At 58.6% G+C, this 26,261-nt stretch carries 26 protein-coding genes and 4 pseudogenes; 15 read left to right on the top strand and 15 right to left on the bottom strand.

Features of this window, described 5'->3' with window-relative positions; genetic code table 11:
- Positions 1-117: 117 nt before the first annotated feature.
- Positions 118-703, bottom strand: a pseudogene (locus NKK51_RS10075) (DUF6088 family protein).
- A gap of 216 nt (positions 704-919) precedes the next feature.
- Positions 920-2,042, bottom strand: a pseudogene (locus NKK51_RS10070) (IS630 family transposase).
- Positions 2,043-2,088: 46 nt separating this feature from the next.
- On the opposite strand from NKK51_RS10070, the gene NKK51_RS10065 reads away from it, so the two are divergent.
- Positions 2,089-2,394 (top strand): LexA family protein, encoded by a 306-nt coding sequence (locus NKK51_RS10065; protein ID WP_352511145.1) that lies wholly within the window; start codon positions 2,089-2,091, stop codon positions 2,392-2,394.
- 215 nt (positions 2,395-2,609) lie between these two features.
- On the top strand, positions 2,610-3,161 hold the full coding sequence (locus NKK51_RS10060) for a hypothetical protein (protein ID WP_352511144.1): 552 nt from the start codon (positions 2,610-2,612) through the stop codon (positions 3,159-3,161).
- A 256-nt stretch (positions 3,162-3,417) separates the two neighbouring features.
- Here NKK51_RS10060 and NKK51_RS10055 read toward each other — a convergent pair whose 3' ends face one another.
- The 4 genes and pseudogenes from NKK51_RS10055 to NKK51_RS32405 form a co-directional block, all read right to left on the bottom strand.
- On the bottom strand, positions 3,418-3,774 hold the full coding sequence (locus NKK51_RS10055) for a HEPN domain-containing protein (RefSeq protein ID WP_352552584.1): 357 nt from the start codon (positions 3,772-3,774) through the stop codon (positions 3,418-3,420).
- Positions 3,775-3,838: 64 nt separating this feature from the next.
- Positions 3,839-4,198: a nucleotidyltransferase domain-containing protein gene (locus tag NKK51_RS10050; protein ID WP_352552582.1), complete on the bottom strand. Its 360-nt coding sequence runs from the start codon at positions 4,196-4,198 to the stop codon at positions 3,839-3,841.
- A 124-nt stretch (positions 4,199-4,322) separates the two neighbouring features.
- Positions 4,323-4,673, bottom strand: coding sequence for a hypothetical protein (locus NKK51_RS10045; protein ID WP_352511141.1), 351 nt, complete (start codon positions 4,671-4,673; stop codon positions 4,323-4,325).
- Positions 4,674-4,750: 77 nt separating this feature from the next.
- Positions 4,751-4,837 (bottom strand): annotated as a pseudogene (locus NKK51_RS32405) (transcriptional regulator TraR); the annotation flags it as partial.
- 321 nt (positions 4,838-5,158) lie between these two features.
- Here NKK51_RS32405 and NKK51_RS10040 point away from each other — a divergent pair.
- From NKK51_RS10040 to NKK51_RS10030, 3 genes are all read left to right on the top strand, one after another.
- Positions 5,159-5,560 carry a hypothetical protein gene (locus NKK51_RS10040; protein ID WP_352552581.1) on the top strand — a complete coding sequence of 134 codons (402 nt, stop codon included), beginning with the start codon at positions 5,159-5,161 and terminating at the stop codon, positions 5,558-5,560.
- A 404-nt stretch (positions 5,561-5,964) separates the two neighbouring features.
- Positions 5,965-6,585 carry a hypothetical protein gene (locus NKK51_RS10035; RefSeq protein WP_352512711.1) on the top strand — a complete coding sequence of 207 codons (621 nt, stop codon included), beginning with the start codon at positions 5,965-5,967 and terminating at the stop codon, positions 6,583-6,585.
- Positions 6,586-6,654: 69 nt separating this feature from the next.
- Positions 6,655-8,553 (top strand): AAA family ATPase, encoded by a 1,899-nt coding sequence (locus tag NKK51_RS10030; protein ID WP_352552579.1) that lies wholly within the window; start codon positions 6,655-6,657, stop codon positions 8,551-8,553.
- A gap of 647 nt (positions 8,554-9,200) precedes the next feature.
- On the opposite strand, the gene NKK51_RS10025 is transcribed toward NKK51_RS10030, so the two are convergent.
- The 4 genes from NKK51_RS10025 to NKK51_RS10010 form a co-directional block, all read right to left on the bottom strand.
- Positions 9,201-9,818, bottom strand: coding sequence for a hypothetical protein (locus NKK51_RS10025; RefSeq protein ID WP_352552577.1), 618 nt, complete (start codon positions 9,816-9,818; stop codon positions 9,201-9,203).
- 6 nt (positions 9,819-9,824) lie between these two features.
- The gene (locus NKK51_RS10020; protein ID WP_352552575.1) at positions 9,825-10,115 is read right to left on the bottom strand and encodes a hypothetical protein; all 291 of its coding nucleotides are present in this window, start codon (positions 10,113-10,115) and stop codon (positions 9,825-9,827) included.
- Positions 10,116-10,439: 324 nt separating this feature from the next.
- Entirely contained in the window at positions 10,440-10,574 is a 135-nt protein-coding gene (locus NKK51_RS10015; RefSeq protein ID WP_352552574.1) for a hypothetical protein, read from the bottom strand.
- A gap of 140 nt (positions 10,575-10,714) precedes the next feature.
- Positions 10,715-11,281 carry a PIN domain-containing protein gene (locus NKK51_RS10010; RefSeq protein ID WP_352552572.1) on the bottom strand — a complete coding sequence of 189 codons (567 nt, stop codon included), beginning with the start codon at positions 11,279-11,281 and terminating at the stop codon, positions 10,715-10,717.
- A gap of 97 nt (positions 11,282-11,378) precedes the next feature.
- On the opposite strand from NKK51_RS10010, the gene NKK51_RS10005 reads away from it, so the two are divergent.
- From NKK51_RS10005 to NKK51_RS09995, 3 genes are all read left to right on the top strand, one after another.
- Positions 11,379-11,618: a hypothetical protein gene (locus NKK51_RS10005; RefSeq protein WP_352552571.1), complete on the top strand. Its 240-nt coding sequence runs from the start codon at positions 11,379-11,381 to the stop codon at positions 11,616-11,618.
- Positions 11,619-12,008: 390 nt separating this feature from the next.
- Positions 12,009-12,683, top strand: a complete 675-nt coding sequence (locus NKK51_RS10000) for a hypothetical protein (protein WP_352552569.1) — start codon at positions 12,009-12,011, stop codon at positions 12,681-12,683.
- Positions 12,684-12,685: 2 nt separating this feature from the next.
- On the top strand, positions 12,686-13,693 hold the full coding sequence (locus NKK51_RS09995; protein WP_352552568.1) for a hypothetical protein: 1,008 nt from the start codon (positions 12,686-12,688) through the stop codon (positions 13,691-13,693).
- 511 nt (positions 13,694-14,204) lie between these two features.
- On the opposite strand, the gene NKK51_RS09990 is transcribed toward NKK51_RS09995, so the two are convergent.
- The gene (locus NKK51_RS09990; RefSeq protein ID WP_352552566.1) at positions 14,205-14,474 is read right to left on the bottom strand and encodes a DNA -binding domain-containing protein; all 270 of its coding nucleotides are present in this window, start codon (positions 14,472-14,474) and stop codon (positions 14,205-14,207) included.
- Between the two features lie 665 nt (positions 14,475-15,139).
- Here NKK51_RS09990 and NKK51_RS09985 point away from each other — a divergent pair.
- Positions 15,140-15,700: a Ros/MucR family transcriptional regulator gene (locus NKK51_RS09985; RefSeq protein ID WP_502902452.1), complete on the top strand. Its 561-nt coding sequence runs from the start codon at positions 15,140-15,142 to the stop codon at positions 15,698-15,700.
- Positions 15,701-15,905: 205 nt separating this feature from the next.
- Here the strand turns inward: NKK51_RS09985 and NKK51_RS09980 are convergent, their stop codons facing one another.
- Together NKK51_RS09980 and NKK51_RS09975 are read right to left on the bottom strand one after the other, a co-directional pair.
- Positions 15,906-16,208, bottom strand: a complete 303-nt coding sequence (locus NKK51_RS09980; protein ID WP_352552565.1) for a DUF982 domain-containing protein — start codon at positions 16,206-16,208, stop codon at positions 15,906-15,908.
- A 118-nt stretch (positions 16,209-16,326) separates the two neighbouring features.
- The gene (locus NKK51_RS09975; RefSeq protein WP_352552563.1) at positions 16,327-16,791 is read right to left on the bottom strand and encodes a phasin; all 465 of its coding nucleotides are present in this window, start codon (positions 16,789-16,791) and stop codon (positions 16,327-16,329) included.
- Positions 16,792-17,192: 401 nt separating this feature from the next.
- On the opposite strand from NKK51_RS09975, the pseudogene NKK51_RS09970 reads away from it, so the two are divergent.
- From NKK51_RS09970 to NKK51_RS09960, 3 genes and pseudogenes are all read left to right on the top strand, one after another.
- Positions 17,193-17,313: pseudogene (locus NKK51_RS09970) on the top strand (IS630 family transposase); the annotation flags it as partial.
- Between the two features lie 268 nt (positions 17,314-17,581).
- The gene (locus NKK51_RS09965; RefSeq protein ID WP_352552561.1) at positions 17,582-17,887 is read left to right on the top strand and encodes a hypothetical protein; all 306 of its coding nucleotides are present in this window, start codon (positions 17,582-17,584) and stop codon (positions 17,885-17,887) included.
- A 535-nt stretch (positions 17,888-18,422) separates the two neighbouring features.
- Positions 18,423-19,034: a hypothetical protein gene (locus NKK51_RS09960; RefSeq protein ID WP_352552559.1), complete on the top strand. Its 612-nt coding sequence runs from the start codon at positions 18,423-18,425 to the stop codon at positions 19,032-19,034.
- Between the two features lie 35 nt (positions 19,035-19,069).
- Here the strand turns inward: NKK51_RS09960 and NKK51_RS09955 are convergent, their stop codons facing one another.
- Positions 19,070-19,918 carry a thermonuclease family protein gene (locus NKK51_RS09955; RefSeq protein ID WP_352552558.1) on the bottom strand — a complete coding sequence of 283 codons (849 nt, stop codon included), beginning with the start codon at positions 19,916-19,918 and terminating at the stop codon, positions 19,070-19,072.
- Positions 19,919-20,406: 488 nt separating this feature from the next.
- On the bottom strand, positions 20,407-21,150 hold the full coding sequence (locus NKK51_RS09950) for a class I SAM-dependent DNA methyltransferase (protein WP_352552556.1): 744 nt from the start codon (positions 21,148-21,150) through the stop codon (positions 20,407-20,409).
- 1,069 nt (positions 21,151-22,219) lie between these two features.
- On the opposite strand from NKK51_RS09950, the gene NKK51_RS09945 reads away from it, so the two are divergent.
- The 3 genes from NKK51_RS09945 (at position 22,220) to NKK51_RS09935 (ending at position 26,197) form a co-directional block, all read left to right on the top strand.
- A complete protein-coding gene (locus NKK51_RS09945) occupies positions 22,220-24,886 on the top strand; it encodes an AMP-binding protein (RefSeq protein ID WP_352552554.1) in 2,667 nt (888 codons plus the stop codon).
- Positions 24,887-24,889: 3 nt separating this feature from the next.
- Positions 24,890-25,831 carry a PhzF family phenazine biosynthesis protein gene (locus tag NKK51_RS09940; protein WP_352552553.1) on the top strand — a complete coding sequence of 314 codons (942 nt, stop codon included), beginning with the start codon at positions 24,890-24,892 and terminating at the stop codon, positions 25,829-25,831.
- A 75-nt stretch (positions 25,832-25,906) separates the two neighbouring features.
- Entirely contained in the window at positions 25,907-26,197 is a 291-nt protein-coding gene (locus NKK51_RS09935) for a transposase (RefSeq protein WP_352552551.1), read from the top strand.
- Positions 26,198-26,261 lie beyond the last annotated feature (64 nt).

The raw sequence follows: 26,261 nt of genomic DNA, 5'->3' as shown, positions 1-26,261 counted from the left end.
CGGCACTCGTAGGCCGGATGGCCTTGGGGGCGTCAAGCTGCGAACCTGTGGCAGAAGTGAGACGTGCGCTTGTTCAGCGCTTCCCGCCGATCCTCGGCCGGAAGGAGGAGGAAGGCATCAGCCATGCGCAACCCTCCCTACGCTGCGCGCGAGCCAGGTGGGAAGCTGAGGCGCTGCCGCAACCAGCTCGCTGAACGCAGCGGGCGGCAGTTTCCGTTTCAGGGTGTGTAGGGCAGTCTCTGCTCCCTCCGGTCCGAGCCAGGCAAGCGCTCGCACGGCCTGACCCGCTGGCCGATGTAGCATGGCGAGCTGCCAGCGCGGCGCGTGGCGAAGCTCGACGACCTGCTTGCCAAGGCTCATCATTCTAGTGCGCCGCGATGTCAGATAGACCGACGGGACCGGCACCTGCGTCGTAAGCCCGAGACTGTTGGCAGCAGCCGCACCGCTTGAGACGATGACCTCGCCGCGCTGAGCGGCGAGCGCCTCGACCGCCTGTTCCACTGAGGGCGCTCGGAAACCGAACCGGCCCGTGACCGGCAGCAGGTAGACGCCGCGCCCGGCTCGGAGCAGGAGGCCCCGCTCGGCCAAACGCGACAAAGGCTTGGTCTAACGCGGCGCGGTTGGCTAGGTGAAGCAAGCTCTTCGCTGCGACGGGCGTGCCTCCCGGCAGCCGCTTCACATACTCCAGGATTTGTTCGGTCATCCTACACCGTCGGGCTGGAGTATCTGGCAGGCAGGGAAACCTATCGCCGGTCGATCACAATCCCGACCGCGGCCGCTACCGGGCCGGCGCAATATCAGGTGACGCTCACCTACGCCTGCATGGGGTCCACAGGCTTGGTTTCCCCATTATCGTAGAGTCTCCGCCAATCCAGTTCGACATTACGCCCGAACAGGGGCTAGTACCTCTGCACAGGGATTATGACTCTTTGGCCGTTGGCTTTGGATAGGCCTTGGCAATTTGAGGCGCGCGTTTTCGGTTGAGAACATCCAGTTGATGCGGGCGCCACTGGTGTTTCGCAGGTGCTCCCAGGCAGCGGTCTCTGCGACGAGGCGATCGTAGCTGTCGATACGACGATCGAGGCACTGGCCGCGCAGAACGCCGATTTCGATCTCGACCATGTTGAGCCAGCTGGCGTGCTTGGGCGTGTAGTGGAACTCCAGCCGTCGCAGGATGCGTCGCGCCTCTGATGGCGGCAGGGCCTGATACAGCGCGGCGGGCGTGTGGGTTGACAGATTGTCGAGCACCACCCTGACGCGTTCGGCTTGGGGGTAATGGATATCGACGAGGTCGCGCATGCAGTGGGCAAAGTCTTGTGCTGCGCGCCGCTCGGTGACCTTGACCTTGCGCCAGGAACGATGCGCATCGAGGAAGACGAACAGGTTTGCGGTGCCGTTGCGTTTGCACTCGAAGTCGTAGCGCTCCAGCCTTCCCGGCGCGACCGGGATTGGCTGACGCACCTCGCTGATGAGTTGGGTCGGGCTTTCGTCAAAGCACACCACGGGCCGCTTCGGATCGGGTGCTTCGGCATAGAGGTCGAGCACATCCTCCATGCGCGCGACATACTCCGCGTCAACCTTTGGAATGCACCACATTTCCTTGCGCCAAGGCTTGAGATCGTTCTCGGCCAGGCACCGACGCACCGTCTCGCGCGACAGCTGTTCGTGCTCGGTCAGCTTGACGAACTCGTCGGCCAACAACTCCAGTGTCCAACGGGCGCGACCCGGCGGCGGGCTGGAACAGGCGGTGGCCACCAGCAAGGCTCCTCCTTGCCGCTCAGCTTGCGCTCCGCCCCGGGGCGCGGCTCTTCGCTGAGCGCCGCCTCCAGACCTATCTCCACGAAGCGGCGCTTGGTGCGGTAGACCGTGGAGCCGCCGACCACCACCGTCGTCGCAATGGTTTCGTCGCCCAGGCCGACATCGGCAGCGAGCAGAATCTGGGCCCGCTTGAGCTTGCGCGCCGGATGCTTGCCGCTTCGCAGCATCGTTGTGAGTGCGTCGCGTTCGGGTTGGTCGAGATCGACGCGATAGCGTACATTCATCCGGAAGGCCTCCTTCGGTTTGCGGAGATTCCGGAAGAATCGACAAATGAATCAATTAGTTGACGGGCGGTCGCCAGCGGGTCCCAGCTTTACCGAAAAGCAGGGCCAGTATCTCGCCTTCATCTGGACCTACGGCTTGCTCAACGCTCGCTCGCCGGCCGAACGCGATATGCAGCGCTTCTTCGGCGTCACCGCACCTTCCGTCCATCAGATGGTGCTCACCCTTGAGCGCACTGGATTGATCCGCAGGCAACCGGGCCTCGCGCGCAGTATTGAACTGCTTGTCGAACCCGATAGCCTTCCCAGGCTACAACCCATCCAATCCGTCAAATCCTCTGTGCAGAGGTACTAGTGCCGTTCACCGCATCCGCCGACGGCCGAGTTATTGCGGGCTCCAATGTCATGAAATAGCGGGATTTTTTGTCGGTTATGCATCGGCTGGCCTAACGATACTTCTCCCTGCTTACAGGGTAACAATTGACTCATAATGTTAGCCGCAGCCAAGTTTGGCGTTGAGAGGGGACCAACTGAGACTGATCGCATCAACCTGAAGGAGGTTGGATCACTATGTCAGGCAACATCGCAACTTGGTTTCGTACGCACTACATCGCAGCTATCGTCGGTCCAGCATCGGGGGCGATATTCGCCCTTGGTGGCACTTACTTTATCCATCCCTACTCGGGCAGCCAGCAGCAGTTGCCTGCACCTCAGATCGTCTGCGCCCAACCGCCCACGAACATGCAGAAACTTCCCCAAGGGGTTGCAGGTTGGTCGGGGCAAACTGGCACAAGCCAGTTTGCGATGAACGGCGGCCTGAAGGACGGGCTGCTTGGTGGACTAGGGAGCGACGCATATATCGATGACCGCGCTCTTTCCGGGTTGGCCGACGAGCAGTCGAGCTATCCTCAGTTCCAGGCGACCTTCAACCATAGCAAGAAATATGGGCCGCCCCCCGGAGTGAATAAGAGATCGGGTAAAGTCACCAGCTCCTTGAACGGCATGAGTGGATTTAATGCGGTGAGGCGATACACTCCGAATCCGAAGTTTGTGCCGTACCCGAAGAAGTCCAGTGGCGCGGGTTATGTTGACCCGGCTGACGCTGGTCAAAACTATCAGTAAGACATATTTGACAAACCGCTTATCCCGTTCGCTCAGGGGACCACAACATCTTGACGTAGCAGAATTGAGGGAAAGCACCCCAAAACTGCCGCGCGGCGCCTTGGCGATGCCAAGGAGGGGCGCGGTGCCATTCACAGCAGCATCGTTCAGCTGATGGTGTCACGATTCGGGATGGGCAGTCACGGCGCCGCTCCGCGACGGCGTCAGATCATTCGGCGGCGATCGCCAGCGCCCTGCCTACCTCGCCGAACGGAACTCAAGGACCAGAAGAAGGTCGAGGCCCCAGTTCCAGGGCCACTTTGTCGCGAAGCTCGCCGATCTTGTCGAGGATGCGCTGGACCTCTGAAGCATCCGGGAGAGGTTCCGCCGTATATGGATCGTCGACAGGGTAACGAAAGGCGGTCGCCCAAGGCGATATCGGCACCAGCACAACGGCATCGCCAAGCAGCGGGTGCGTGTTGGGCAACGCGCCGACGAGCCTGCGGAGATCGTGGCCGCCCGATCCCCTGAGGTAGGGAAGCCCAAGATGGACGAGCAGCGTCTTGATCAGCTTCTCAACCGCCTGCTGGCAGTGATAGGCCGCTGCGGGAATGTTCGGTTCCGGATCCGGCACGAGCGAGCGGCGGGCAGCGTCGTATCGGTGTCGGCGATATCCAGCCAGGCATGTGCATCGGAACTCACGGATGCGCCGTCATGCCCGATGTCGGTTCGAGCGATCCGATGATCGCGTATCCGTCGCGTGCGATGTCATGGCTCAGGCTGTCGATGTCGTCCCTCTTGGCCTCAAATACCGAGCGGCGCAACGGGTACACCTGGATGGACGCATCGAGGTCGGAGACGAGTTCCCAGAGTTTGGACGGCGTGAACTGCTGAGGCCGAACGTCATCCGGCAGCACCACGCAGAGATCCCAGTCGCTGTCGGGCTGGTGATCTCCGCGCGCCCGGCTTCCGAACAGGATGACGGCCTCTGCATGGGTAGCCTCTGCAAGACGTTCTGCAGCGGTCTCGACATCTCGTTCAATGACGATCTCAGCCATGCTGTTCTCTCCAATCTTACGAGATGATACAGCGGGAGCACGCAATCGTGAAGCGGTGTTCACGCATCGACCACCCAGGCCCTGCCAAGATGCCGCTGTCGAAATATGCCGCCCGCACCGCCATTCACTCAGCGGCCAGCGCGATAGCCGGCCGTTGTGCGGGCAGCGCCAGTATCCGCGGAACGAGTTGATCCGGCTTGCTGTAGCGCCGCCGTCCGGTCATCCGCTCCTCGCCCTTTCGCCGCGGCATAAGCACTGGCCGCTTGGAACGCTTCAGCCGCATGTACTGGCGAGGCTCCTCGAACTCCCTCACGCCACAGAAGTCCCATCCATAGGCGCGGAACAGTTCCGGCTCTTCCTCTCGGAAGCGGTCCACCCACAAGACGAGGTTGTCGAGTACCTCGACCCGATGCACCCGATAGAAGCGGGCGAGATCCTTCACGATCTGCCGCTTGTTCGGGTGGCACATTTCCATGATGTCTTTGATGTGTTCCTTCTTCCACTGGGTCGTGTCTCCGACGATCCCGCAGTAGGTGACCGGACCGACCCGGCGGCCAGGCCCGCCAAAGCCTCTTCAAGGTTGCTTTGATCGCCTTCGATTGCGGCGAGATCAGTCAGCTTGTCCAGCCAGTGCTGCATTCGTTTTCCTCCGTGATCGCTCCGGTGCTTCGGTTCCTGCGCCGCCTGCGACTGTTTCAGCGATCGTAGCATATGGCTCCGCAGATCTTTATGGGCTCCATGCAATGAGGTTTAAGGACTAGGTCACAGCTCAGGAGATGAAGCTATTAGAGCGGCTCGCCGGCTTGGAGCCCGACCCGTAGGAACGCCAAGAACAAATCGCGCTTCCGGGTTCCTTGGAATTCCCCGTTGACATGGATCAATTTTCGCTGAAGCATTAGTAGAATATAAGTATTGCGCGGCCGATATGAATCGGCATTTCGTAGGAGAGGAAATTTGTTGATGATGTATATTACTATGAGTCATATTGTCGAGGTCGTGACTTATTCTGAAGTCAAATTTGTATCGGACGATATTGACAATTCAATTTGTGTATTCGATGTGATGATGGCATCACTCCATGCGCAACAGATCGGAATTGAGCAGAGGTTGGAGTTCCGCTTCGATTTGAACGATATGAATATCGCTGGCCGATCTGCCGATGGCAGAAAATTTGATTACTCCATGCGCCTTGGGATTCCTTTTGGCCCGCCGGACGAACTTCCGGCATATTCGAGGTGCCGGAGCAAACCAAATGAGTTCATCGCGGATATTCTTTACTCGGCGTTGTATGAGCAGAGCGAGCGGCGCCAGACCGTCATTTCGGAGAACGGCCCGCATCCCGGCGCGAGCTTTCAAGGCTGAAGGATACAGGTGCGTTCGATGATTCTGAGGACAAATGTCGCGAGCAGAATCGAGCGATCGTTGAGGCTATCCATCATTTGAGGTTGAAGCGTTACTCGCCTCGATTGAGCGATCCGCGCACTATCTCGTATGTCGTCTCTGGCCAACAGGTGAGGCCGTGTCGGTCCCCACGGGACGCCGCACTGGCTGTCGTTTGCTTCGCTGACTCGCCGTCGTCCCTATGCGGCCATCATCATGCTTCCGTCAGCATGACGTTTCGAGCGACCATGGCCGTTGACTCTGTCTTGAGTGTTCTGTATTTGTTCCCGTCACCATGAAACAGGCATCGCTCCTCATACGCTGATCGCCCCGACGCTGCACTTCGCAGCGGCCGATCATTCTTGCGTATGCGTATGGAGCGTCCCATGACCGCCCACCCTGAAATCCAAACCGACCAACTCGCGTCCGTCCGCGCCGATGCCGCGCGTCTTCATTTTCATCCACGCGGAACCGTTCGTTGTGTCGGCGCGCCTCTGTTCAGGAACCAGGTCGCGCGAGACCTCGGATGCCTGCTCGACCTCGACCCGGCGGTGGTCGAATGGTCATGCCTCCCGCTCGTCCTGCATCGCCGGGGCGACAGCCACGTTCCGGATTTCCTAGTCCTCCGGGAAGAGGGGGCATGTCTGTTGGATTCATTTGCTGCGGCAAGCGACCCTCGGGACCGTTGGAACGAGCAAGCCGCTGCCGAAATTGGTTTCCGTTACTCCGCATGGTCGGCTGATGATCTCAGAGCGGGGTACACGCTCGATAACGCGAAGGACCTCCTGCGGTATGCCCGTTGGCATTGTCCGCTGGGCGACCGTGTTCGCCTCCTTGCAGCGCTGGACGATAATGGCTCGCTGACCGTTGCGGAATGCATTCCGGCGTTTCGCGAAGCGCCGCCAATAGCAGGGTTTTCGTCGCTGGTCCTGCATCGCTTCGTCGAGATCGATCTCGACGAAGCCAGGATCGGACCCGAGACCGCCGTCCGCCGTATCCGCAGCTGAACGCGGCTTCGGAACACCACCGCCCGCGGCCGCACCCGAGCGCCGGGAACCATCAAGTCAGGATTTCCAATGAAACAGATGTCGAAAGCGCTGAGCATCAAGCTCGCCTCAAACGCAACGCGGTTCGTCGCTTACTGCACAGTAATGCGGGCACTCAGGCATCAACGCGAATTCCTGTCGGGACGGCCGGCCGTGATCGTCCTGATCGCACAGAGGGAAGAGGACGTGGAAATTTATGAGAGCGCGACCAAATTCCCGGCGCAGAGAGAATCGCTCATCACCGGAAGCGTGTACGATCGCGACCGGACGCTCGTCATGACGGTCAAACCGGAGGGCCGGAGAAAGTCCGAACGGTTCGACCTCCTTGGGCTCACAGGTTCCAACGACCGCATTATCGTTGTCACGCATTCCCGCGACCTTCTCGCGGAAAACGTCGACGCGGTTGCGGATGCCGTGCTTGTGCTTCCGGCCGTCCAGCCCCGATACCTCAAGGCGGCCGCCCGTTTCTGTCGCGGTCAGCTCCTGTCGGACGAGGACGCCTCATTCCTGGCGACGGTCCCGCTGCACGTTCTCGGCGCGATCTGGCGCAAGGGCAGGGGGCTGGACAAGGTTCTGCAAGCTGCTCGCGCCATCACCCTGACCGCTCCAAAGACGAGCCTAGGGCAGGGACCGACACTGGACGACCTCCATGGACTGGGCGCCGCGGCCGACTGGGGAAGGGAGCTTGCCGTCGACTTGAAGGACTGGCGCGCAGGCAAGATCGGGTGGTCGGAAGTCGACAGGGGAATCCTGCTCAGCGGGCCGCCGGGGTCGGGCAAGACGATGTTCGCCGCGGCCCTCGCGCGAACCTGTGGAGTCCATCTTGTCTTGGGTTCGCTGGCGCGCTGGCAGGCAATGGGCCACTTGGGAGATCTTTTGAAGGCGATGAGAGGCGCGTTCGCTGAAGGCATGAAGAATGCGCCCTCGATCGTGTTCATTGACGAAATCGATTCCGTAGGGGACAGGATGACCTTCTCCGGGCACAACGCGCAATACAGCCGTGAGGTCGTCAATGGCCTGCTGGAATGCCTCGATGGATCCGGTGGCCGGGAAGGCGTCGTCGTGGTCGGGGCGACGAACTTTCCCCATATGCTGGATGCGGCGCTGACCCGTCCGGGTCGCCTCGACAGGCATGTGAACATTCCGCTGCCGGACATGGCGGGACGACAAGGAATTCTCGGCTGGCATCTAGCCGCGGCGTCGTCTGCTCTGGACCTGACTTCCGTCGCCGCTCGCACGAACGGCTGGACAGGGGCAGCTCTGGAGCAGCTTGCTCGGCAGGCGCGTCGCCGCGCACGCCGCGCGCGGCGCAACCTCGAAACCGCGGACTTGCTCGCCGAGTTGCCCGAACTGGTGCCTCTTCCTGAAGCCATGCTGTGGCGAAACGCGATCCACGAGGCCGGTCACGTTGTCGTCGGCCTGACGCTGGGTGTCGGCGATTTCAGGAGCGTGGAGATCATCGACGCCTTCGACTCGTCAGGCGAGACCATGCAAAGGGGAGGAGGGGCGCTTTTCGACGAGCAGGTCTTTCCGGAGCGGACCAAGGCCGGCTTCCTGGACCGGATCGCTCTCGCGCTTGCAGGACTGGCAGCCGAGGAGGTTGTCTTCGGTTCGAGGTCTGCCGGCGGAGGGGGCAGGAAAGGTTCGGACCTTCACATCGCCACGGTGACTGCCCTGCAGGTCGAAGCCGCCTACGGGATGGGTGGAGGATTCACGTTCCTGTCCGGGGCAAGCGAGGAGGAACTGCTGGTGACGCTGCATATGAACGGCGGCCTGCAGGCCAGGGTGGAAAACCTCCTTGCCGCGGAGTTCCGTCGCGCGAAGACGCTTGTGGAAGAGATGAGACCCGAGCTCGAAAATATTGCGGGGGCACTGCTTCGTGAGCGCCATCTCTCGGCAGAAGCGGTCGAGGAACTAATTTCATGGTAAGCGTTCTCGGACTGACGCCCTTCCGTGAATTGTCAGTGCCGTTCCTCCCGCCCCCGGGTCCTGAACTTCGCCTCGTGCTGCCCTCTTGGAAGCGCTGGAAACCTCGAAGGCGCAGGGCGATCATCGCCAGGCTCGCCGCTGAGCCAACGCGCCTATGTCGACGTACGTGTTCCACCACAGATCAAGGATTAAACTTCTGATGGCGGTTGCTACCGAATGGCGAGTATCTGGCTATCGGCAGTTTTGCGGGTTTCCTAGCGGTAGTTTTACGAGTCGGCTTGGTCGACGCAAGTGAGGACAGACCTAATCGCCCGAAGGATGCCGAAGTCTGCGTCTCAAACTTGGCAGCCGCCCTAGGTAAGAACCCTCTCGAAACGCGAAAGCTGGCGCTCGAGAACCTGCAAAGCTTCGGCATTAGGTAGCAAAAACCACCAGGCTTAAAATGGCATCCCTTCCCGATGACCTGCGCGCGTGGAAGGCCGTGCCCCAGGTCACGCTGAACACTGTCTTGCAGGTCTTTTCAGTGCATTCGAAACGGTTACGACTCGTCGTATGGCACTGCACCGTTCCGCAGCTAGGGCAAGTTTCTTACCCGGAACCCGGTCCGGAGTTGATCGGAGCGAAGTCAGGTGGTTAACGGCTTGCCACTAGGCAGCAAGAGCCGCAGCCATCCTGCGCAATTCAGGCATCATCTGCGGCTCTTCGGGTTCAACGATCTCAGAGCCAATATCCATCACGAGGGACTTGACCAACGTTGTCTTATTTAACGCACTTTTCTTGACGAGTTCGTCAAACTCGGCGCCAACGCGTGGAGTTATTTTCATCGAAAGACGTTTCGACGGGGTATCGTGCCAGCTTTTCCACTTCGCTCGATGAACCGCCGCGTTTTTACGAAGCCGCTCCACCAAGAAATCGTCATTTACAGACCTGTGCACGAAGTACGCGATCAGCGACTTCCGGAGGATCACGCCAGCAGAAGGATCAATCCGATAAGATGCTAGGTCCAACGTATCCATAAACGGCGCAGCCATAACCACTTCCAAGGGCCTGGAAGCAATCTCGCGAGCAACACGGATTGCTGGCGTCGACTGCGGCGGGATAGCCACAACGGCGCCACACTCGTCGCATGTAGCCGCCATGATCTGCTTCGCCATGCCGATCCCGCTTTCGAAAGGCACATCGTGATAGTCGAAAGTCGTCGTAACGACTTTCCGGCACTTTTCGCAGAGCGCCTTGCTCTTATCTCCAGCATACCAGATTTTCATGTTAGCCTACCTTGATGGATGTACACTTATGAAGACCGTGTCAGGGTCAACGAAATAGAATTTTATGTACCATCCATCTCGTTTAAGGATATGGACTTCAATGCCTTCGAACTCATGGTGCTCAGAACTCTCATGATGCGTGCCATTGCACCTGTCGATAATCGGCATCAGTTGCTCGGGGGAAATATCGCCAGTCATCAAGGCATTCTTGTCCTCGATGCTCCCGCGGGCCGCATGCTGATAAGTACCTTCCTTCAGTGCCTTGATGACGCGATACCTGACGCCCTTGAAAGCCATCCGTTCCTCAATATACGAAGTTCTTCGTAAAATTCAACAAAAAAATCACGCCGCAAGCGAGAAGGTTGCGTGACTACCCCTACTCAGTAACCCGTTATCAAATGGACAACCAATACGCGCCGGCGCTGTGAAGCGCCTTGTGAGCGGAACTTTTTGCTTTTCGATTCCAAATACGTAGGTCGCTTTCGGTGGTTTTTGCTACCTAACACCGTAGATTTCGGCCGTAAACGCCACCAGGTCTGACCGACCGCCTCATCGCGAGCCGGTCTGGACATGCTTCTTCCGTAGGCCGGGACTCATCGAGCCATTCCACGGCCCCGCCGATCATGACGGCGGCAGGCGGTCCTCGGCCTTGTTCTCAGGCCGGATATTGCCGCCAGCGTATTTGCCGTCGATCTCGTCTTCGCCCTCACGCAACATGTTTCCCCTGCGCCACGCGATCGCCTCGCGCAGTTTCATCAGAAGCACACAGGCCGTCTTGTATTGCACGCCGATCTTGGCGAGCGGGATTCAAACCGCAATGCTCGCGTGTCCGGCCGGTAGGGCCCGCGGATACAAGAGCGTTCATCTCCGCGAGCGTTTGGACGATCGAGGTAGCGTCAGGCGCAACACCTCAGATGCGGGCTCGGGGTCTCCAAAGACCTGACGTCGATCCTAGCAGATGGTCCTGTCACAAGGTCTCGTTTCATCGGAACTTCCCAAGTTTCCTCGATCGGATTGAAAAGGCCGGGCAATTCAAAATGAGCATGGATTCGAAGGAAATCGTGGACGTCCATCGAGACGACAGGGATTCTGTACACAATCGCGGTCGCCGCGATCGCAAGGTCTTGGCCCGGACCTCGCCGATGGTTCTGGGGGGACGGCACCCACAAATGCCGCAGGCTCGGGACCGTAGTCATCGATGCGTACGTCCGCGCAACTGCGGCATCCATAGCGAGGAAGACCATATCGGTTTCGAGCACTTCATTAAGCCAGCGTGAGAGATCGTGGGCCCGGCTGGGGTTCCTCAACCGCAGCGATTCAATGCCCCGTTGCAGTTCGAAAACCGCGCCGAAGGGAATTGCCAGCCGATGACTCGACGTCGCCCAGTCCGCCCAGGCGAGGACATGACGGTTCGGTCTTTTTTTTGTGAACTCGCTCAGGACATTTGTGTCGAGAAGAAACATTCCGGTGGGCTCCTTTGCGGCCAGAATTGCTTTATGATGCACGAGGCCTAAATCAGAACCACCGGCGAATAGTAAACGCGGTCAATTGGAGCGTGCATTGGCGAGCGGCGGGACAAGTGGCGGTCGTACAGGACTTGGCATCTGGACCGTCAAAGAGGCGAGGGCACGATTCAACGATTTGTTGGCGGCTGCTGCCGAAGAAGGGCCGCAGGAGATTCACGACCGTCGACGGACGTTCGTGCTCCAGATGTCGAAACTCGGACCGAGGAAGTCCGCTCGGGATGTCTTGCTGAAGGGCGGGCCGCTGAATGATGATGAAGAGCTTGATCTCGACTGATTTGCGCGGCTGTTCCAGGCAGGCGATCTTGCGGCTATATAGCCTGCTGCCGACCTCCAGCGATGACATTCGATCGTAGACAATAACCAGCTGCCTTCCACGATGACGTTGTTGCCGATGGACTCTTTCAGCGGGTGGATCGAGCACTCATCCTCTTCGCCCCCGCACACCTCGCAGAGCATGTGCATGTAGTCCGCGAAAGCCGGATAGCTGAAGTTCAGCGTTCTGCCATCGAGGACCGGAAGCAGCCGTGCTGTTTTGCGCTGAAATCAATCATCCAAGGGCGCGCCACCCATTGCCCAACAGCCTACATTCGTTCAGATGTGGTGTTCAATACAATGTGGAGGGGCAGGTCACGGTGTGTGGTCAGCTGCCGTTGAGAGGTTTTCCGTGAGCGGAGACGCGCTGCATCGGTTTATCGATACTGTCGAGGGCCACTATAAGTCGCCAAACCCGGAGCCGCTGCTGCTTTCGCGTTTTGGGCAACAGCACAAAGAACTGCTGGCTGAGCTCAAGGCAGAGTTCGTTTCGCTCAAGGCTGCGGTCCGCGCGGCAGGCGAGGACCGCATCCGATTCATTGACACGACGGTCGGTCGCGAGGCAATCGCTCCTGTTGCGATTGCTGCCGAACTGCAATTACAGATCCAGGAAGATTCAGCCAGCCGACAGCAGGCGGCGAACTACTTCGAGAGCCTGCCGACGCCGGTCCAGATCGCCTTCTGCGTTCGGACCGATGCTGGAGAGAATGTCGCAATCGATACCGTCCGGCCGTTTCGTTTTGCTAAAGTCACAGCGCCGGACCTGGTCCGGCCGACGCAGCGTATCATCCCGGATGTCTATCGTCGGCCCGGTCTTTCACTGCGCACCGCGTCCTTGCAAGATAGGGAAACGCTTTGGCGCCTTTTCCTTGCCTGGTCTAGCGAAGCCAATGTCGATCCGGGGATTTTCCGGCAAGGTGAGGCGTCTACTGCGCTCGGCAGGCTGCTTGCGGCGCAGCCGGCCGACCTTATTCCCCGGCTTGTGATACCCGCCGATATCGCGCAGATCCTGCTCAAACATTCCTGACGATGGCCAAGAAGAACGCGGTACAAGATGTTTCTAGGTCGGAGAAGCGGGGCCCGCCTGGGCCGACGCCGCTGCTTCTCATTGCTGGTCTGCCCGAAATGACGGCGCTGCCTGCCGCGGCGACCATCAATAATAATAGCCGCACACAGTGGCGCGCAATCGCGAGCGTGTTTACCAATCGCGACGGCGGTATCTACGGCGAGCCCGGCGCCATTCTTGAGCTCGGCAGGAATGCGTGCCGGTTCGCGACTGCTAGTGAGCGAGACTCCGATGGCGTTCCGACTCCCAGTCGCATCGCTATGGCCTATGTCGATGAGCCCGGATACGAGCATCTCTGGGACGTTTTCGGTCATGCTGTCTGGCCGATCCCCCTCCGCCATCCCGACTGGACATGGCCGAGGGGGCGGCACTGGCGTCACGAGATCGAGACAGTGAACCGAGTCCTTGCACACGCGATCGCCGCAGCCCGGGCGGATAACTCCGAAGCGACCCGACTTCGGCTCGAAGCGCACCGCGCCGACGACGTCCTCCTGCTGCCCGGTCGCAATTTCCATCTCAATTGCGAGAGCCGCCTTATTGAGCGCTTCCGCGCGTTCATGTCGGGTCAGATCGATATTGCCGGGATCGAAGACGGAATTCGCGTCGAGAAATTCGCCTTTGAGCGGCTCGCTGAATTCTACAAGCGCATGGGTGGGCGAGGGAAGCGCTACGCCGTCGACAGTCGGGACGTCATCTTCGCCAAGAGCAACCATGGCCAAGATGGTGGTCAGCATGGGATTGCTGCGTCTACGGAGATCACTGCGCCGCTACTCCAGCGTACGCTTGAGAGCCGATATCGGTTTGGCACGCCGTTGGATCCGCCGGGATTCCAACATGATGCGCAACGTGAAGGCGGTAGCCCATTCAACTACGAGCCATTCCACTGCGTCACCAAGGGACAGGTCCAAATGAGTGGCGATCACGTCAATGTCTTCCCCAGCGACGTGGTGACCGGAATGATTGGGGGCTGAAAAAGTAAAGGGCGGGCATCACTGCCCGCCCGATACATTCAACGCGTTATCTTCATTTTCCATCGACTAGTTGGTTCCAACTACGCGGTCCCCAAAGTTCCGCGACTCGAAGGTCGCAGCTACCCGGTTTCCACGGACCGAACGGCCCTCGACAACATGGCTTCGGGACGGCCCCGATGCGCCAGTGAGCTTTCACCGCAAGGCGGCTTAGGCTCGAATTAGGATAACATCAAACTCGTTGCCTTCATGAGGCACGAGAATATCTTAGTCGTGGGCACGCGTTCTGGCAAGTGTGGGCTAATTCTGTCGACGCCCTATTGCAAATCGGCTCGATCGGCAACAACTCAAATCCGTCCGCCCGGCTTCGGGATCAAAGCTTAGCCCGCTCGGCTTCGCGCCACCAGAATCTTCCAATTTGAACCGAGTTCCCGCAGCCCCGGTTGCAAACAAAATGTTGAGGCTGGCGCCGTGAAGGTGTTCACAAGCGTAGCATGTGGGCGCTCCTTCGCTCTCATCCGGCGAACAATTCCTTGTAACCGGTGGTCGCCATCCAGTTCGCCCGATCGAGGTGGCTTCGCGCGGCTTTCCGCGCGCGCTCCGGTTCTTCCACCGGATCGATGCCGAGGATGATCTGCGCCATCTCCTCATAGCTGGCATCGTCGGCAGATGCATCCAGGAACCTTATGTAGACCGTGAAGTGCTCCTTGTCGTAGGCGGTCAGCCTGTCGGACCAGGGAACTTCGTCTTTAAGGCCTGGTTCAACGTCTGGGTGTTTAACCATGATACCGGGCTCCGAATCGGAACATATCTTTCGACGAGCTACCCAAGGGAGGGAGAACATCGTCCCAAAGACGACATCCCGATCATCATCCGCAAGCGCCCGCTCGAGGCGATATGCGCCCTTCTGGGCGATGCAACCCCAGGTTAGGGATGAATTACAAAAAGCTCAAGACCGTGCGTCTGCACGTCAAGTTTCCGGCGGGCTGCTCAGCCATCAATTTCATCTTCCCAAAGAGAGCATGCCGGAGCAGAATCCGTCCCCTTCGTTTCGAGACGACTTGCGGCCGAGACGCGCGTCTCAGTAAGCATGCCGTCATCCTGAAAATGCGCCAAGCACTGCGGCACGGTCGCCAACAAAGGTGTCTAGCAGCTTGGAAACGGACTTGCGATAACCGAGATAGGTCGCAACGCGACTAGTCGGCTTTCCTGCGACAGCGGGAAGGCCGATGGAGAAAAGGGCAATCACATCGCATGAAGCGAGGACTTCTCGACCTCGAAGCTTCATGGGTGGTGCGAAAATCTTCGGCTCTTTCGTTCCGTAAAGTTCACACGAAGGGATCGGAAGATCAGAACCAAGCTCCCTCCGGTCCAAGGGCGGTCAGCATCATTGGATCAACACGTGCACGAAGGCGGGACGTGGCACTATAGGCCTTAGTGCCGACGAGCATGGCGATAGACCTGCCGGGGTTTTATTTGCTTTCAGCGGCAGCCACCACTAATAAGCATTGCTTCACCGACTATGTCTCACGCTACCCGGAGAGTTTCGTGACAGAACCCGACAAAAACATCGATACCCTCATCGAACTCACCGTCGATGTGGTCTCAGCTTATGTCTCCAACAATCCGGTTCCGGTGAGCGATCTTCCTGCCCTGATCGGCCAAGTGCACGCAGCGCTGAAAGGCACGGCCGGCAGCGTCTCCGCAGAAGAGCCGGAGGCTCTCAGGCCTGCAGTTCCGGTCAAGAAGTCGGTGACTCCGGACTACATCATCTGCCTTGAGGACGGGAAGAAATTCAAATCGCTAAAGCGCCATCTGTCGACCGACTTTGGGCTGACAACGGACGAATATCGGGCCAAATGGGGTCTGTCGGCAGATTATCCGATGGTCGCGCCGAATTACGCCGCGACGCGCTCGGCAATGGCCAAGACGATGGGCCTCGGTCGCAAACCGAAAGAGCCGGAAGCGCCGGTGCAGGCGAAGCGGACCCGCAAGAAGGTCGCAGCTTAGTTTCTGCAATCGAGAGTCTTTTTAAAGCGCGGCAGCCACCGGCATTGTCTGCGCGGAACTAGAAAGGGGCTGGGCATCGCCAGCCCCTTTCGAGAAGACATCCTTGCTTTCACGAGGAATTGGCGACGGCTTGCAGCAATCTGCCGCCCCGGATTTCCGGTCGAGCCATGTTCTCGCCCGCTTTTATCGAGCGGGTCGCCGATGCCTACGCTTGCACTTTCCCCGTGCCCGATTGCAGGCAGCGAGCCAACTGCATGGCGGAGGTTGCATCCTCCAATATGGCGGCCCGTTTCGCAAAGCCGAAGAAGGCATTGCGCGCTACGCTTACGGGTTTTCGCCGATCGTATGCGTCGCAGCACGCCCTGAGGGCGGCTTCGTGGATGACGTCTCTGCGATCTTCAGGCCAGTCGTTGAGGAAATCGATAGCGTCCGCAAGGCTGGCAATCTCTTGCACGACGTATGCTGCACGTTTCACGAAAAGTGGACTGCTGAAAGCCTCCGGGTTCATTCGTTTCTCCCACCTGCTGAACCGCTGGTTTCCCTAAAACAGGCAGCCTCATCGACACCCGCGGGCGAGGTACCCAGTGGGCGAGGTGCTGACCTTCGGTCCCGATTGCCTGAGCCAATCAGGCGGCGGCCTTGAGTTCCTTCAAAGCCATCTCAAAAGCATCCTTGAACGGCTTGGATACATCCTCGGTAGCTCTCAGCATCAAGGCTTGGAGGACCTTGGCCTGCTCGGCGGATTTTTCGATCTGTTTGTGCAGGAAAGCGATCTGCACCTCGAGGAACTCGGAGGGCGACTTCACGGCAACCAGTGCTTCGAGATGCGTGAAGCCAGCTTCGGCATTGGCCCGCAGAGAGGCAATCATCTGCTGGGACACCTCGTTGCTGGTGGTCTTGGTCATTTCAAAGGTCGACTCAAAAGCCTTTTGAGTCGTTTCGGCGCCCGAACTCAATTTGGAAAATGCCTCCTTCGACCGCTCAAGGCCCTGTTCGGCGACAGCGCGGACTTGCTCGACAGGCCTGGACCGGTCGAAGGCAGGGGAGCCGGCGTTTTCGATCGTTTCGGTATTTCCGGTGATCTTGGACATTTTTTCGATCCTTTTCCACGGGCGACAGCTAAACAAAGCCGCCGTCCTCTATGTACGGACTAGTCGCAACGGATTTATGAAGCTGACATGAATTTGCGCGAGCAAACTTTGCCTGGTGCTGCGCGAAATTGGGCCAGCAAAAGCATGACCAAAGAGCCGGGGATTCCTTGGCCCCACGCGGCTCCGGATGTCCGCAATTTAGCCACGGTCTGCTTCGAGTCCTGAGGGTGAATTCGACCGAGGACGAGCGAAGATATTGATCGTCCAATTAGGGAAATTTGATCAGTCCGTGAAGCGCTGGTCCGACCTGAAACCGGGCGATGTCGTCGTGACAATCCGCCGGCGCATTAAGGTGGCGGGCGTGCACGAGGAGATCGGACAGGGCGCCTCTCGACTTTTAGATCAAGGCACTGCTGCGCGCCAAGGCCGAGCGGACCACAAAGGCGCGGCTCGGTCCTCGACCAATCCACTCCTGTCGAGTGCGCAAACTACTTCAAGGCTGCAAAATATGAAATGGATTAAACAGGACGTGCTTGCGTGGCCAAGGACATCATGATTAGGGGCGGCCTGCCAACCTCCACCGTGATAGAGCTCGTCCACTGTAGCGATCTCGACAGAATTGTATCGTGGCTAACAAACGGAACCAGCCGCGCAAAGCCAAGCTATTGCAATAACGTCGGCTTTTAGCTGGCACGGCTCTTGCTGCCTGAACTGTAACGTGCGCTTCGGCACAGAGCCGCTTCCAGCGGATCTCACGACCACTGCGCATAGGTATGCTTGGCAAGTTTCCATGGCTCTGCAGCGCGCGGGCGACCTGCTGAGAAGCCGGTCGAAGCCCGGAAACCAGGCTTGGTCGATCTACAATGCCGTCGAGATTGCGGACGTCCCGGATATGCAGACGGCCTACGAGGATCATTTCCTCGCGGTCTATGGCCACGGAACTTGGCGCATGACCCGCACGCGTCCTGAGGCGTTCGTGCCGAATTGGCGTCCCGAGATGGCCTTCACCGCTAGCGATTACCGGCCGGTTCTTAACCGCCCGAGCCTGTGGCGCCGCATCAAGACGAGCATGAAACGTTGGCTAGGTCGAATCTAAGGACGCGGACCCGTTCTTTGGCGAAGCTTGGAGTGCTTGGCAGTTTGCACTTAACCACCGTTCTGATCGTCTGGTCCGTGGAACGACTGGTTTTGGGAACGCGTTCAGCTCCTCTGAAAGACCGGCTCGCGGCAGCAAAGCCGCTGTTGGGTCGGCGCCTCAGGAACGTCGCTTATGCGTCGGAAGCTGCCGATGGCCCATGTCAGCTACTTGAGCCCTAAGCAGACCGGGCAGCAACTACAGCGCGGCGGCGACAACGGAGTCACGCCGCATATGACGACGCAAGCTCCCGCTTGGCGGAAGGTAGAATTCTTGCCGATCATATCCGGGCGGATTGAGTGCACTAAGGGCCGGAGGAAAAGCCGACGCTCCAGATTCGGAGCGACATGACGATACAGTTCATCGAGCGCGCCCCGACTACATTAGACATCGTCAGTTCGTCTTTTGATCATGTCCACATAAGGGGTGCTAGTTCATTTTATTCTGCACATAAGCTCGCGGAACGCCGAATTTTCAGTATGACCCCGCGATCAAAGTGCTCCGAGACAAGGTCGTCGTCTCACCCTCGAAGCAGACGCCGGAAGAGCAACTTCTTGAGGTCATCCGCAAGGCTAGGGAATCTGAAGGCAACGCAAAGCCCCACGAATGGCCGCCAATTATCAGTCTCAGCGAAACGAACGGATACTTCTTCAAGTCAGGCAGCGCGGAACTCAGCCCGAGCTTTGACGCGGCCTTACGGGAAAACACTGCCGAACAGATTGCGGACATAGCCGCGAAGTATGCGGTGGATGTCGTGGAGGTCATCGGGCACACGGATGAGCAGAAGATCTCGCGCCTTGGATCAAACCTTGACGCCGAGCTTCAAGACGTACTCGGCGGCACTTCCCCCGTCGGCGTGCTGCACCCTGCCGACAACGCAGGTTGGGGCTTGGCGCGCGCGGTTGCCGTAGCCAAAGTACTGAAAAGCGTCCCGGCGCTCGATGCGATTACCATCTTGCCTATGTCTGGCGCCCAACTGATTCTTCCCGACGACACCTTGACCAACGGATCCCAAGCGGGTGACCTGAAATCGCGACGTCGGATAGAGATCCGGGTCAGGAAACGCAATTCGCCGTCGACTACAGAGGTCGGCGCGAAGATTCAGTGAGACGACTGCAGCACCGGTTAAGACCGTTTCCGCGATCAGCGAAGGGCGGGTCGCCACCCTGCCGCCTGTGCTTCGGCCTCCGAACAAAACCATCGCTCGCCCTTGCCTTGCGTGATTTCAGTCCTGTCGTAGTGTTCCTGCCCGGGCACGTGATAAATGCGCTCGCCCGACGAATTGATATTGCCTTTGATGTCGCATGCCTCGGAACCAGACGAGACCCCGACAAGCGGTGCGATCGGCTCGGTTGCACCCTGGCCAGTCCGTCGATCCGCCCTCCATTCCCACGGACGCTCGAACGCGCCGATCCATATCCCTTTGCCTTCCGCCTTTGCAGTCTCCTGCAGCTCGGCGTAGGCGCCTTTGCTATAACGCGGCCAGTCAAGAGCCCAGCCATTCCTGACGAGTGCAGCCTGAACGCTTTCTCCGTCCGCCCGGAAGCAGTTCCCGACGAAACGGCCGTAGCGGTCACGGGCGACGAATTCGCATCGGGTGGGAGACGAGGCGGCTAGAAATTGGTCCACCGCCTCGGCAGCCTTTGCGCCGCATCGGTATGCCTTGCCGTTCCCGTCTGCACAGGTTTGAGACGACTCGGGCGCGTCGATTCCATTGAAGCGAATGCGCTGGCCATGGATTTCGATCGTGTCACCGTCAATGACGGAAGCACGGCCGACCAAATCCTCTTGAACCGAAGAAGTCTTGCCCTGCGCGAAGGGGATGAGTCCCGGGCTATCTCCTGAGATGAAGCTGAACCCGAAATACCCAACGGCGCCGGCAGCCAGAAGCGCAGCTGCGACCGTCCAATACCAGCTTCCTTTCGAGCGCTGTCGTGAACGTCGCGTCGCCCCGACCTTTCGCCGCCGCCTCAGTCGAACATGATCACCCATTGCCGCCCCCGGTGTGCCTGTCAGCGCCGGACACATTGCTCCAAGACCCAACCTTTCGCCATATGCGGTGGAAAAATTCGGCCAAGCGATCTGCCGAAGATCTGGCGTAATTCATATCGTCGTGGACGCGATAGGAGGGCGGAAGGCAAATCGGGGGGCCGCAGTTGTCCGGCGCCTCCCGGGTTTCCGGGCAATGCCTACATCACGCTGCCATTCGAACCGGGTCACTGAGGTCCCTAGTCAATTTCGTCTTCGCATCAATAAAGCTGGTCTTGCCTTGGGCGTCGAAGATCGGTTTCTGGCTCCGGTGCTAGCGGCAAATGGGCAGGGGCTCCAGTGGCTCTGCCCATTTTGATGCAGGCCTTGCATCTTCGGGCTGGGAAATGTTTTCCCGGTTGGCGACGCAAGGATTGGGCACATGGATCAGGAACGAACTAATAGTCTCGACCCGTATGGCTGCCCGTGGCGCAGGCAGTTTCCGCGTCTTGTCAACTTGAAGATGCCGCTCGGCGATACACGGAGATATGGCGCGTGGACGCTTGGGTGAACGCACCTCCCGCCCAATCTCCCCAACGCTCCGTCAACTCCAACCCCACGCACTCAGCCATCGTATCGAGCTCCTGATGGTAGACATATCGAATCGGCTGTGGCAGACGCCGCACGGACGTGTTGGAAAACCAGAGAATTGCTGAAACCAAGTTCTGTTTCAATGAGTCGTGGACATCCGTTCGGATAACTGTGTTTTCATGGTCCACGAGCAGTGTCGTGGTTTTTTGCCCATTGATGAATCCATTCAAGGCTGGCACATCGAACTCCATTACCAGAATGCCCTTCTGGCTCAGGGCTGACGCAGCAGATCGCAGGCAAGCTATTTGAGCTTCGCGCGCCAAGAGCAGCGGAAATGTGTTGTAGATGCAATATATAGTGTCGTAACGGTTGGCACATGTGAAATTGGCAATGTTGCCCTGCCAAGCCTTGATTGCATTGGTACGACTGGCAAGCAGTTTCAACATGCTATCGGAATTATCTATGCCTTCAACCCTGACCGTTCGCTCGCTCAACGGAATTGCCACGCGTCCGCTGCCGATGCCGAGTTCGAGCGCAGTGCCTCCGCTGCAATGTCGCTCGAGGAATGCAACAGCCTCGTGCGCCTCGGCAATCCTACCTCGCATGTCGGTATATTTCTGGTAGACCGAAGCCCAAATGTCATCGTACGTGAAGCCATCGTCCAAATTTTGGCGCTCCTCTCGGTGTGAGTAAATTCTTTATTAGCCATCCTGCGCTCGACAGCCGCTGAACTCACCTCGTTGGCAGTCTCTGCAGCGATCGGCAGTTCGTATCGCCGTGCAATGAACACCATCAAAAGTCGTGCCAATTTTTGCCGACAAGCCGACAGAGCAGTTGGTGTTGGTTTCTCCGGTGTCTTATTTCGACAGAGTCAACTGACCTGTGTCTCGGACCTGACACACCCATGCGAGCGTTTGTCGCTCGAAAGAAGAAGGAGCGACGGCTGGCATTGGCCAAGGCTGCGGACCGGGCACGGAAGGAGCTTGACTGCATGGCGCAGAGCAATCAGGGCGCTCGTTGACCACCCCGGACAATGGCCTCGACCTCGCTGCGGTCCCTGTTTCGCGCGTCGGCTGGCGCACATCTGCCCGCCGCTTCCAAAAGATCAAGAGAGTCCGATGGCATCAAATGTCAGGTGACTTTCGCGATCCGATGGGGCTTTCGATGTCGGATGCCTGACAAATTGCGGAAAACAACCAAATGGAATGTCGGGGCCAGCACACTAAACGCAATGACAATCTTCCGCACGATCTCTTGTGAAGGCGTTCAAGCAGCACGCAAATGGGCTCTGCTGTACATCGAAAGATGGCTGGCAAGCGCCGATGGCATGTCTCTTGCTGTTGAGCGGTGACAGCCACGCAGCGATGGAGCGCAAAATGACGAAACAGGCACGAGGAGAGGTGCGTTGGGCGCATCGGTGGGTACTGTCTCACTTATCGGCGCGCCCGGTAGAGCACAGTGACCAGCCGTCATCGCTGCCGACCTGTGGCAAGCAGTTGCTGGTGGTCACCGGGCAGACTAGGGGGTCGCCTCAGCTGTGAACATACCCTCCAGAACGGCGGAAAGTATTCTTCAAGCCCCACAACGAATAGCGCGTTCAAATGCGCTGCCACGCGATACCGCAGGCAGATGAGATTTCCTACCGGATTGCCCAGCGCGACTGGCCGCACCCAGCGATGGAATTGACCTCAAAAACCACCGGACCGTTGAGGAGAATCTAATGGAGACCTGGCGATGCATACCCTGATACCGAACTTGTCGGGTTCGCGCCGGCCGTCACGTTTCGGCCACGATACGGTTGCCGACGTTATCGGCAAGACTTTGGATAAATTCTCATCGAACATCGCTGTGCGAACAGACGATAATGGCGATGTAAGCTACGAAGCGCTGGGGAAGTCCGCGTCCAGTCTTATGGGGCGCTTGGAGGCCGCTGGTGTGCGCCCTGGTGATGCGGTCATTGTTAAACTTGGCCGGTCAACTGAACTGGTCGCGACGATTCTTGCGACCCAGATGCTGGGCACTGCCTTCGTGCCAGTTGATTCAGCCGAAACCGACCAGCGTTTGGACCATATAAGGCGCAGCACGAACGCCAGTGCCATGGTTGGCCATGGCCCAAAAGGTTCAGTCCGCGTCCGGCGCCTTCCAACCCCCAATGGCGTCGATCCGGCGTTCCCAGGCATCGCTTACATCATGCACACCTCGGGGAGCACAGGAATCCCCAAAGGGGTTCCTGTTTCGCAGGCCGCTCTCCTGAATTTGGTCGCCTGGTATATCGACATGATCCATTTCTCCGAGAGCACCAGCATTTCGCAGCTTACGCGGCCAGCGTTCGATCTCTCGATCCCCGAGTTCTTCGTGCCTTTTGCGACCGGCGGCACGATCGTTGTGCCATCCACTCAACTTCACGCTCAAATCATTCAAACGACCAACTTTCTGGCTCAAAGCGGAACCAACGTCATTCAAATGGTTCCAACACTGCTACGCCGATTTCTTGACGCTCTTGAACGTCTGCCCCATACAGTCGAGCGGTTTGCGGAATTGAAGTATGTAATCTGCAATGGTGAACCGTTGCCGGACTCACTTCGGCGGCGATTATATTCGAACCTGCCGGAAACGATGTTGATAAACAGCTATGGGCCAACCGAATGCTGTGTTGCCGTTAGTTTCGAATATTGTCCTCGCGATGACGTGGAGCTCCCCGTCTTTATCGGTAAACCCGCCTGCAACATCGATTTCTTCGTTCTTGATGAGAACCAGTGCCGGGTCGACGTTGAGGTTGAGGGCGAGCTCTGGATAGGGGGCGTGCAGACCTCTGATCGCTACGTGGCCGACGAAGCTCAGTCAGATCTGCGCTTCGTGCGATGCATGACGGCTGCGGGTGAGCAACTGTTGTACCGCACCGGGGACTATGTCGTGGCGTCAGAAGAGTGCGGCTTGCGCTTTGTCGGAAGAAAGGATGATCAGATCAAGTTTCGGGGAACGCGACTGGAAAAGGGAGAAATCACAAGCGCGATAGACGCGACTGGCGTTTGCGCTGACTCGGCGGTGGTCGTGGTAGATCGAGACGACGACGCGGGCCAGGAACTTGTGTCTCTCGTGACACCAGCTAGCGCCGACATAGAAGAAGTTCACCGACGACTATCGGGCGCGCTGCCCAAGGATCGTGTTCCGAGGCTCGTCGTTCCTCTCGTCGAGCTTCCCTTTACTGCCAACGGGAAACTTGACCAGCTCGCCCTTCAGAGAGTTGCCAAAGAGGCCCTCAGTGCGAACGGAATCCGACACGAACCCCGGGCCTCACATGCAGCGGCATCGCCGCTGGACCACTTGCTGGAAGCGGTACACGCCGCCACGGGAAGAGTGGCATTGCCCAGCTGGACAGCTCGGGAGCACAACATTGACTCACTAAACTTCCTCGAAATACAGCTCAAGTTGGCGGAAAGGGGGTTGATGTTCGGCGACGACGTCTGCCAGGAGCGAAGCGTCTCGCTTGAGGAGTGGGCCAGGCGAATTCAGCCGCTTGATCGAATTGGACAAGCGCAGGCGACAGGCGGGCGAGCAGCCCGGTTTAGGGACGAGCTCGCGCAATTGGTCGAACACGTTGAAGCGCGGGGTCCTGCTATAATTATTCTGCATTCGTCGCTCGTTGCGTTGCGGGGCGTCGGCGCGAGTGAGGTAGCCTCGGCTCTGCTAGAAGCGATTGAGCGCGTCTCCGCTTCGTCCACGGTTATTCTCCCGGCATTCACGTTGAGCTACTGCAGCACGCGATACTTTCATTGGATGGACACCAAGTCAGAGACGGGCGTGCTGGCCGATCTCGTGACGCGAGAGCTTCCCTCCGGGCGCACCAGGCATCCTGCTTATTCTATGGTCGTGACCGGACCGAGGGCGGAAGAATTGTGCGAGCTGGACTGGTGGAAACGCACTCCGTTCGGCGACGACTCTATATTTGGCGAAACGAGCCGCTCAGATGGTTTGATTGTCGGCCTTGGGACATCAAGCTTTACCCACGTGCATAGGTGCGAATTGTTAGCGGGCGTGCCTTACAGCAAGACAATAGACTTAAAGGGTATAGCCGACTTCGCAGGTGGCCCGGTGGACGTCTCGACGCCGGTATATTGTCGCGACGTCGAGGGCCGACCTGAATATTCGTTCCTGGCACACGATACTGAGCGTGACATTCGCGAAATGAGGGATGTGCTTTTTGAATTCGCAATAGGCGGGACATACGCAAGATTGGTTGGCGCAAGAGAGATGGAGGCCAAGCTAGTTCCCGTTATGCGGACCGAACCGTATGGGTTCTTGCACGAGGGAGCCAGGGCCAAGGCGCAGCGCGCATACCCTTGCGAAGAGCAGGTCGAAGACGGCCTAGGCTTTCGGACTTTGGCGCAGCGCAGGAGCTGAGATATGATTCCCGGAAGTCGTCAAGGATTTGTCCTCCCGCCCAGCTCAAGTCAGGAAAGGTTTGATGCCAAGAGATCGGAGGACGCTTCACCGATAGTCGTTTATGCGTTTGCGGACGACCGCTTCGCCGGCAACCCGGCAGCAGTCGTGCTCTACGACAGATATCCGGCGCCGGCCGAGTGCGTGCGGCTGGCGCAAGATTTCCGTCAGCCTTTAACCGTGTTTCTTTGCCCGCTGAAAGACGCAGGCCATTTTGAGATTCGCTGGTTCACTCAGAACGCAGAATTGGACCTTTGTGGACATGGAACGTTGGCAGCGACATATTGGGTGTATTCCTCCACCGCTTACAATAGGAACCTTCAAGTGTCCTATCAATCGCGAAGCGGACCTCTCCGTGGCTGGCTGGAAGGGGACGTTGTACAAGTCGCGCTTCCGGCAATGGACACGACCGCGGCGACCTCGACGGAATACGAGGCGGTGGAACGGTGCATCGGCGTACCGGTCAAAGAAATTCGGAAGGCGTATGACGATTTCGTCGTCGTCGTCGGCGACGAGCGTACCGTTCTTGACTATGAGCCGAATTTTCGCAGCATAGCAGAGATCGATTGCCGCGGTATCGTTCTCACGGCGCCTGTCGATCCAAATGGGGCACTCGCTGAGTTTGATATCGTATCCAGATTCTTTTCGCCGAGAATCGCAATCGACGAGGATCAGGTCTGCGTGTCAGCGCACTGCAAACTCTATCCATATTGGGCGAGGGTCCTTGGTAGGACGGATTTGCGTGCGCTGCAGGCTTCTGAGAGCGGAGGAGTGCTCCAACTGTCATCCTCGGATGGTCGTGTCATCGTTGGAGGAAGAGCCAAGCTAGGGAATGTCGAGGGGCGCTACGAAGGCCCACGAGATGTGCACCGCCGATTGCCGTTTGCATGGAAACATTTGGGATGAACATCCGCCCTCCAGCACTGTAAGCGCGTAGGCATCCCCACGTAGCGTGCAGGCGGTTGATCGCTCATTTTCAGCATGAATCATGCGGAGAATCCTGTGAGCGACAGTATGAGCCATCATCGAACATTCGAGATTTTGACGGCGGAGCCTGTGCCGTCCCGACGCAAGCCGCGCCATCGGTCGGACGAAGAGAAGGCACGGGTTGTCGCCGAAGCGTTCTCGCCAGGGGGTAGTGTGTCGGCGGTTGCGCGTTCCGAGGGGCTGGACCCCTCGCAGCTCTATGCGTGGCGCCGCAAGGCGCTTTCGTCGGGCATGGTTGCGCCACTGGGTTGTGTGCGTCAAGTTCTGCAAAATGGGCGATCATGAAGCTGGTCATGCGGCTTGGCGTAGAGCGAGCTTCTTGTGCTCGCGCAGGTCGTCCATGTTGATG

This window comes from Mesorhizobium sp. M0011, from assembly GCF_040324155.1.
Lineage (GTDB): Bacteria > Pseudomonadota > Alphaproteobacteria > Rhizobiales > Rhizobiaceae > Mesorhizobium.
Note: the sequence above shows the minus strand (reverse complement) of the source record. Positions and strands in the feature narration are given on the sequence as shown.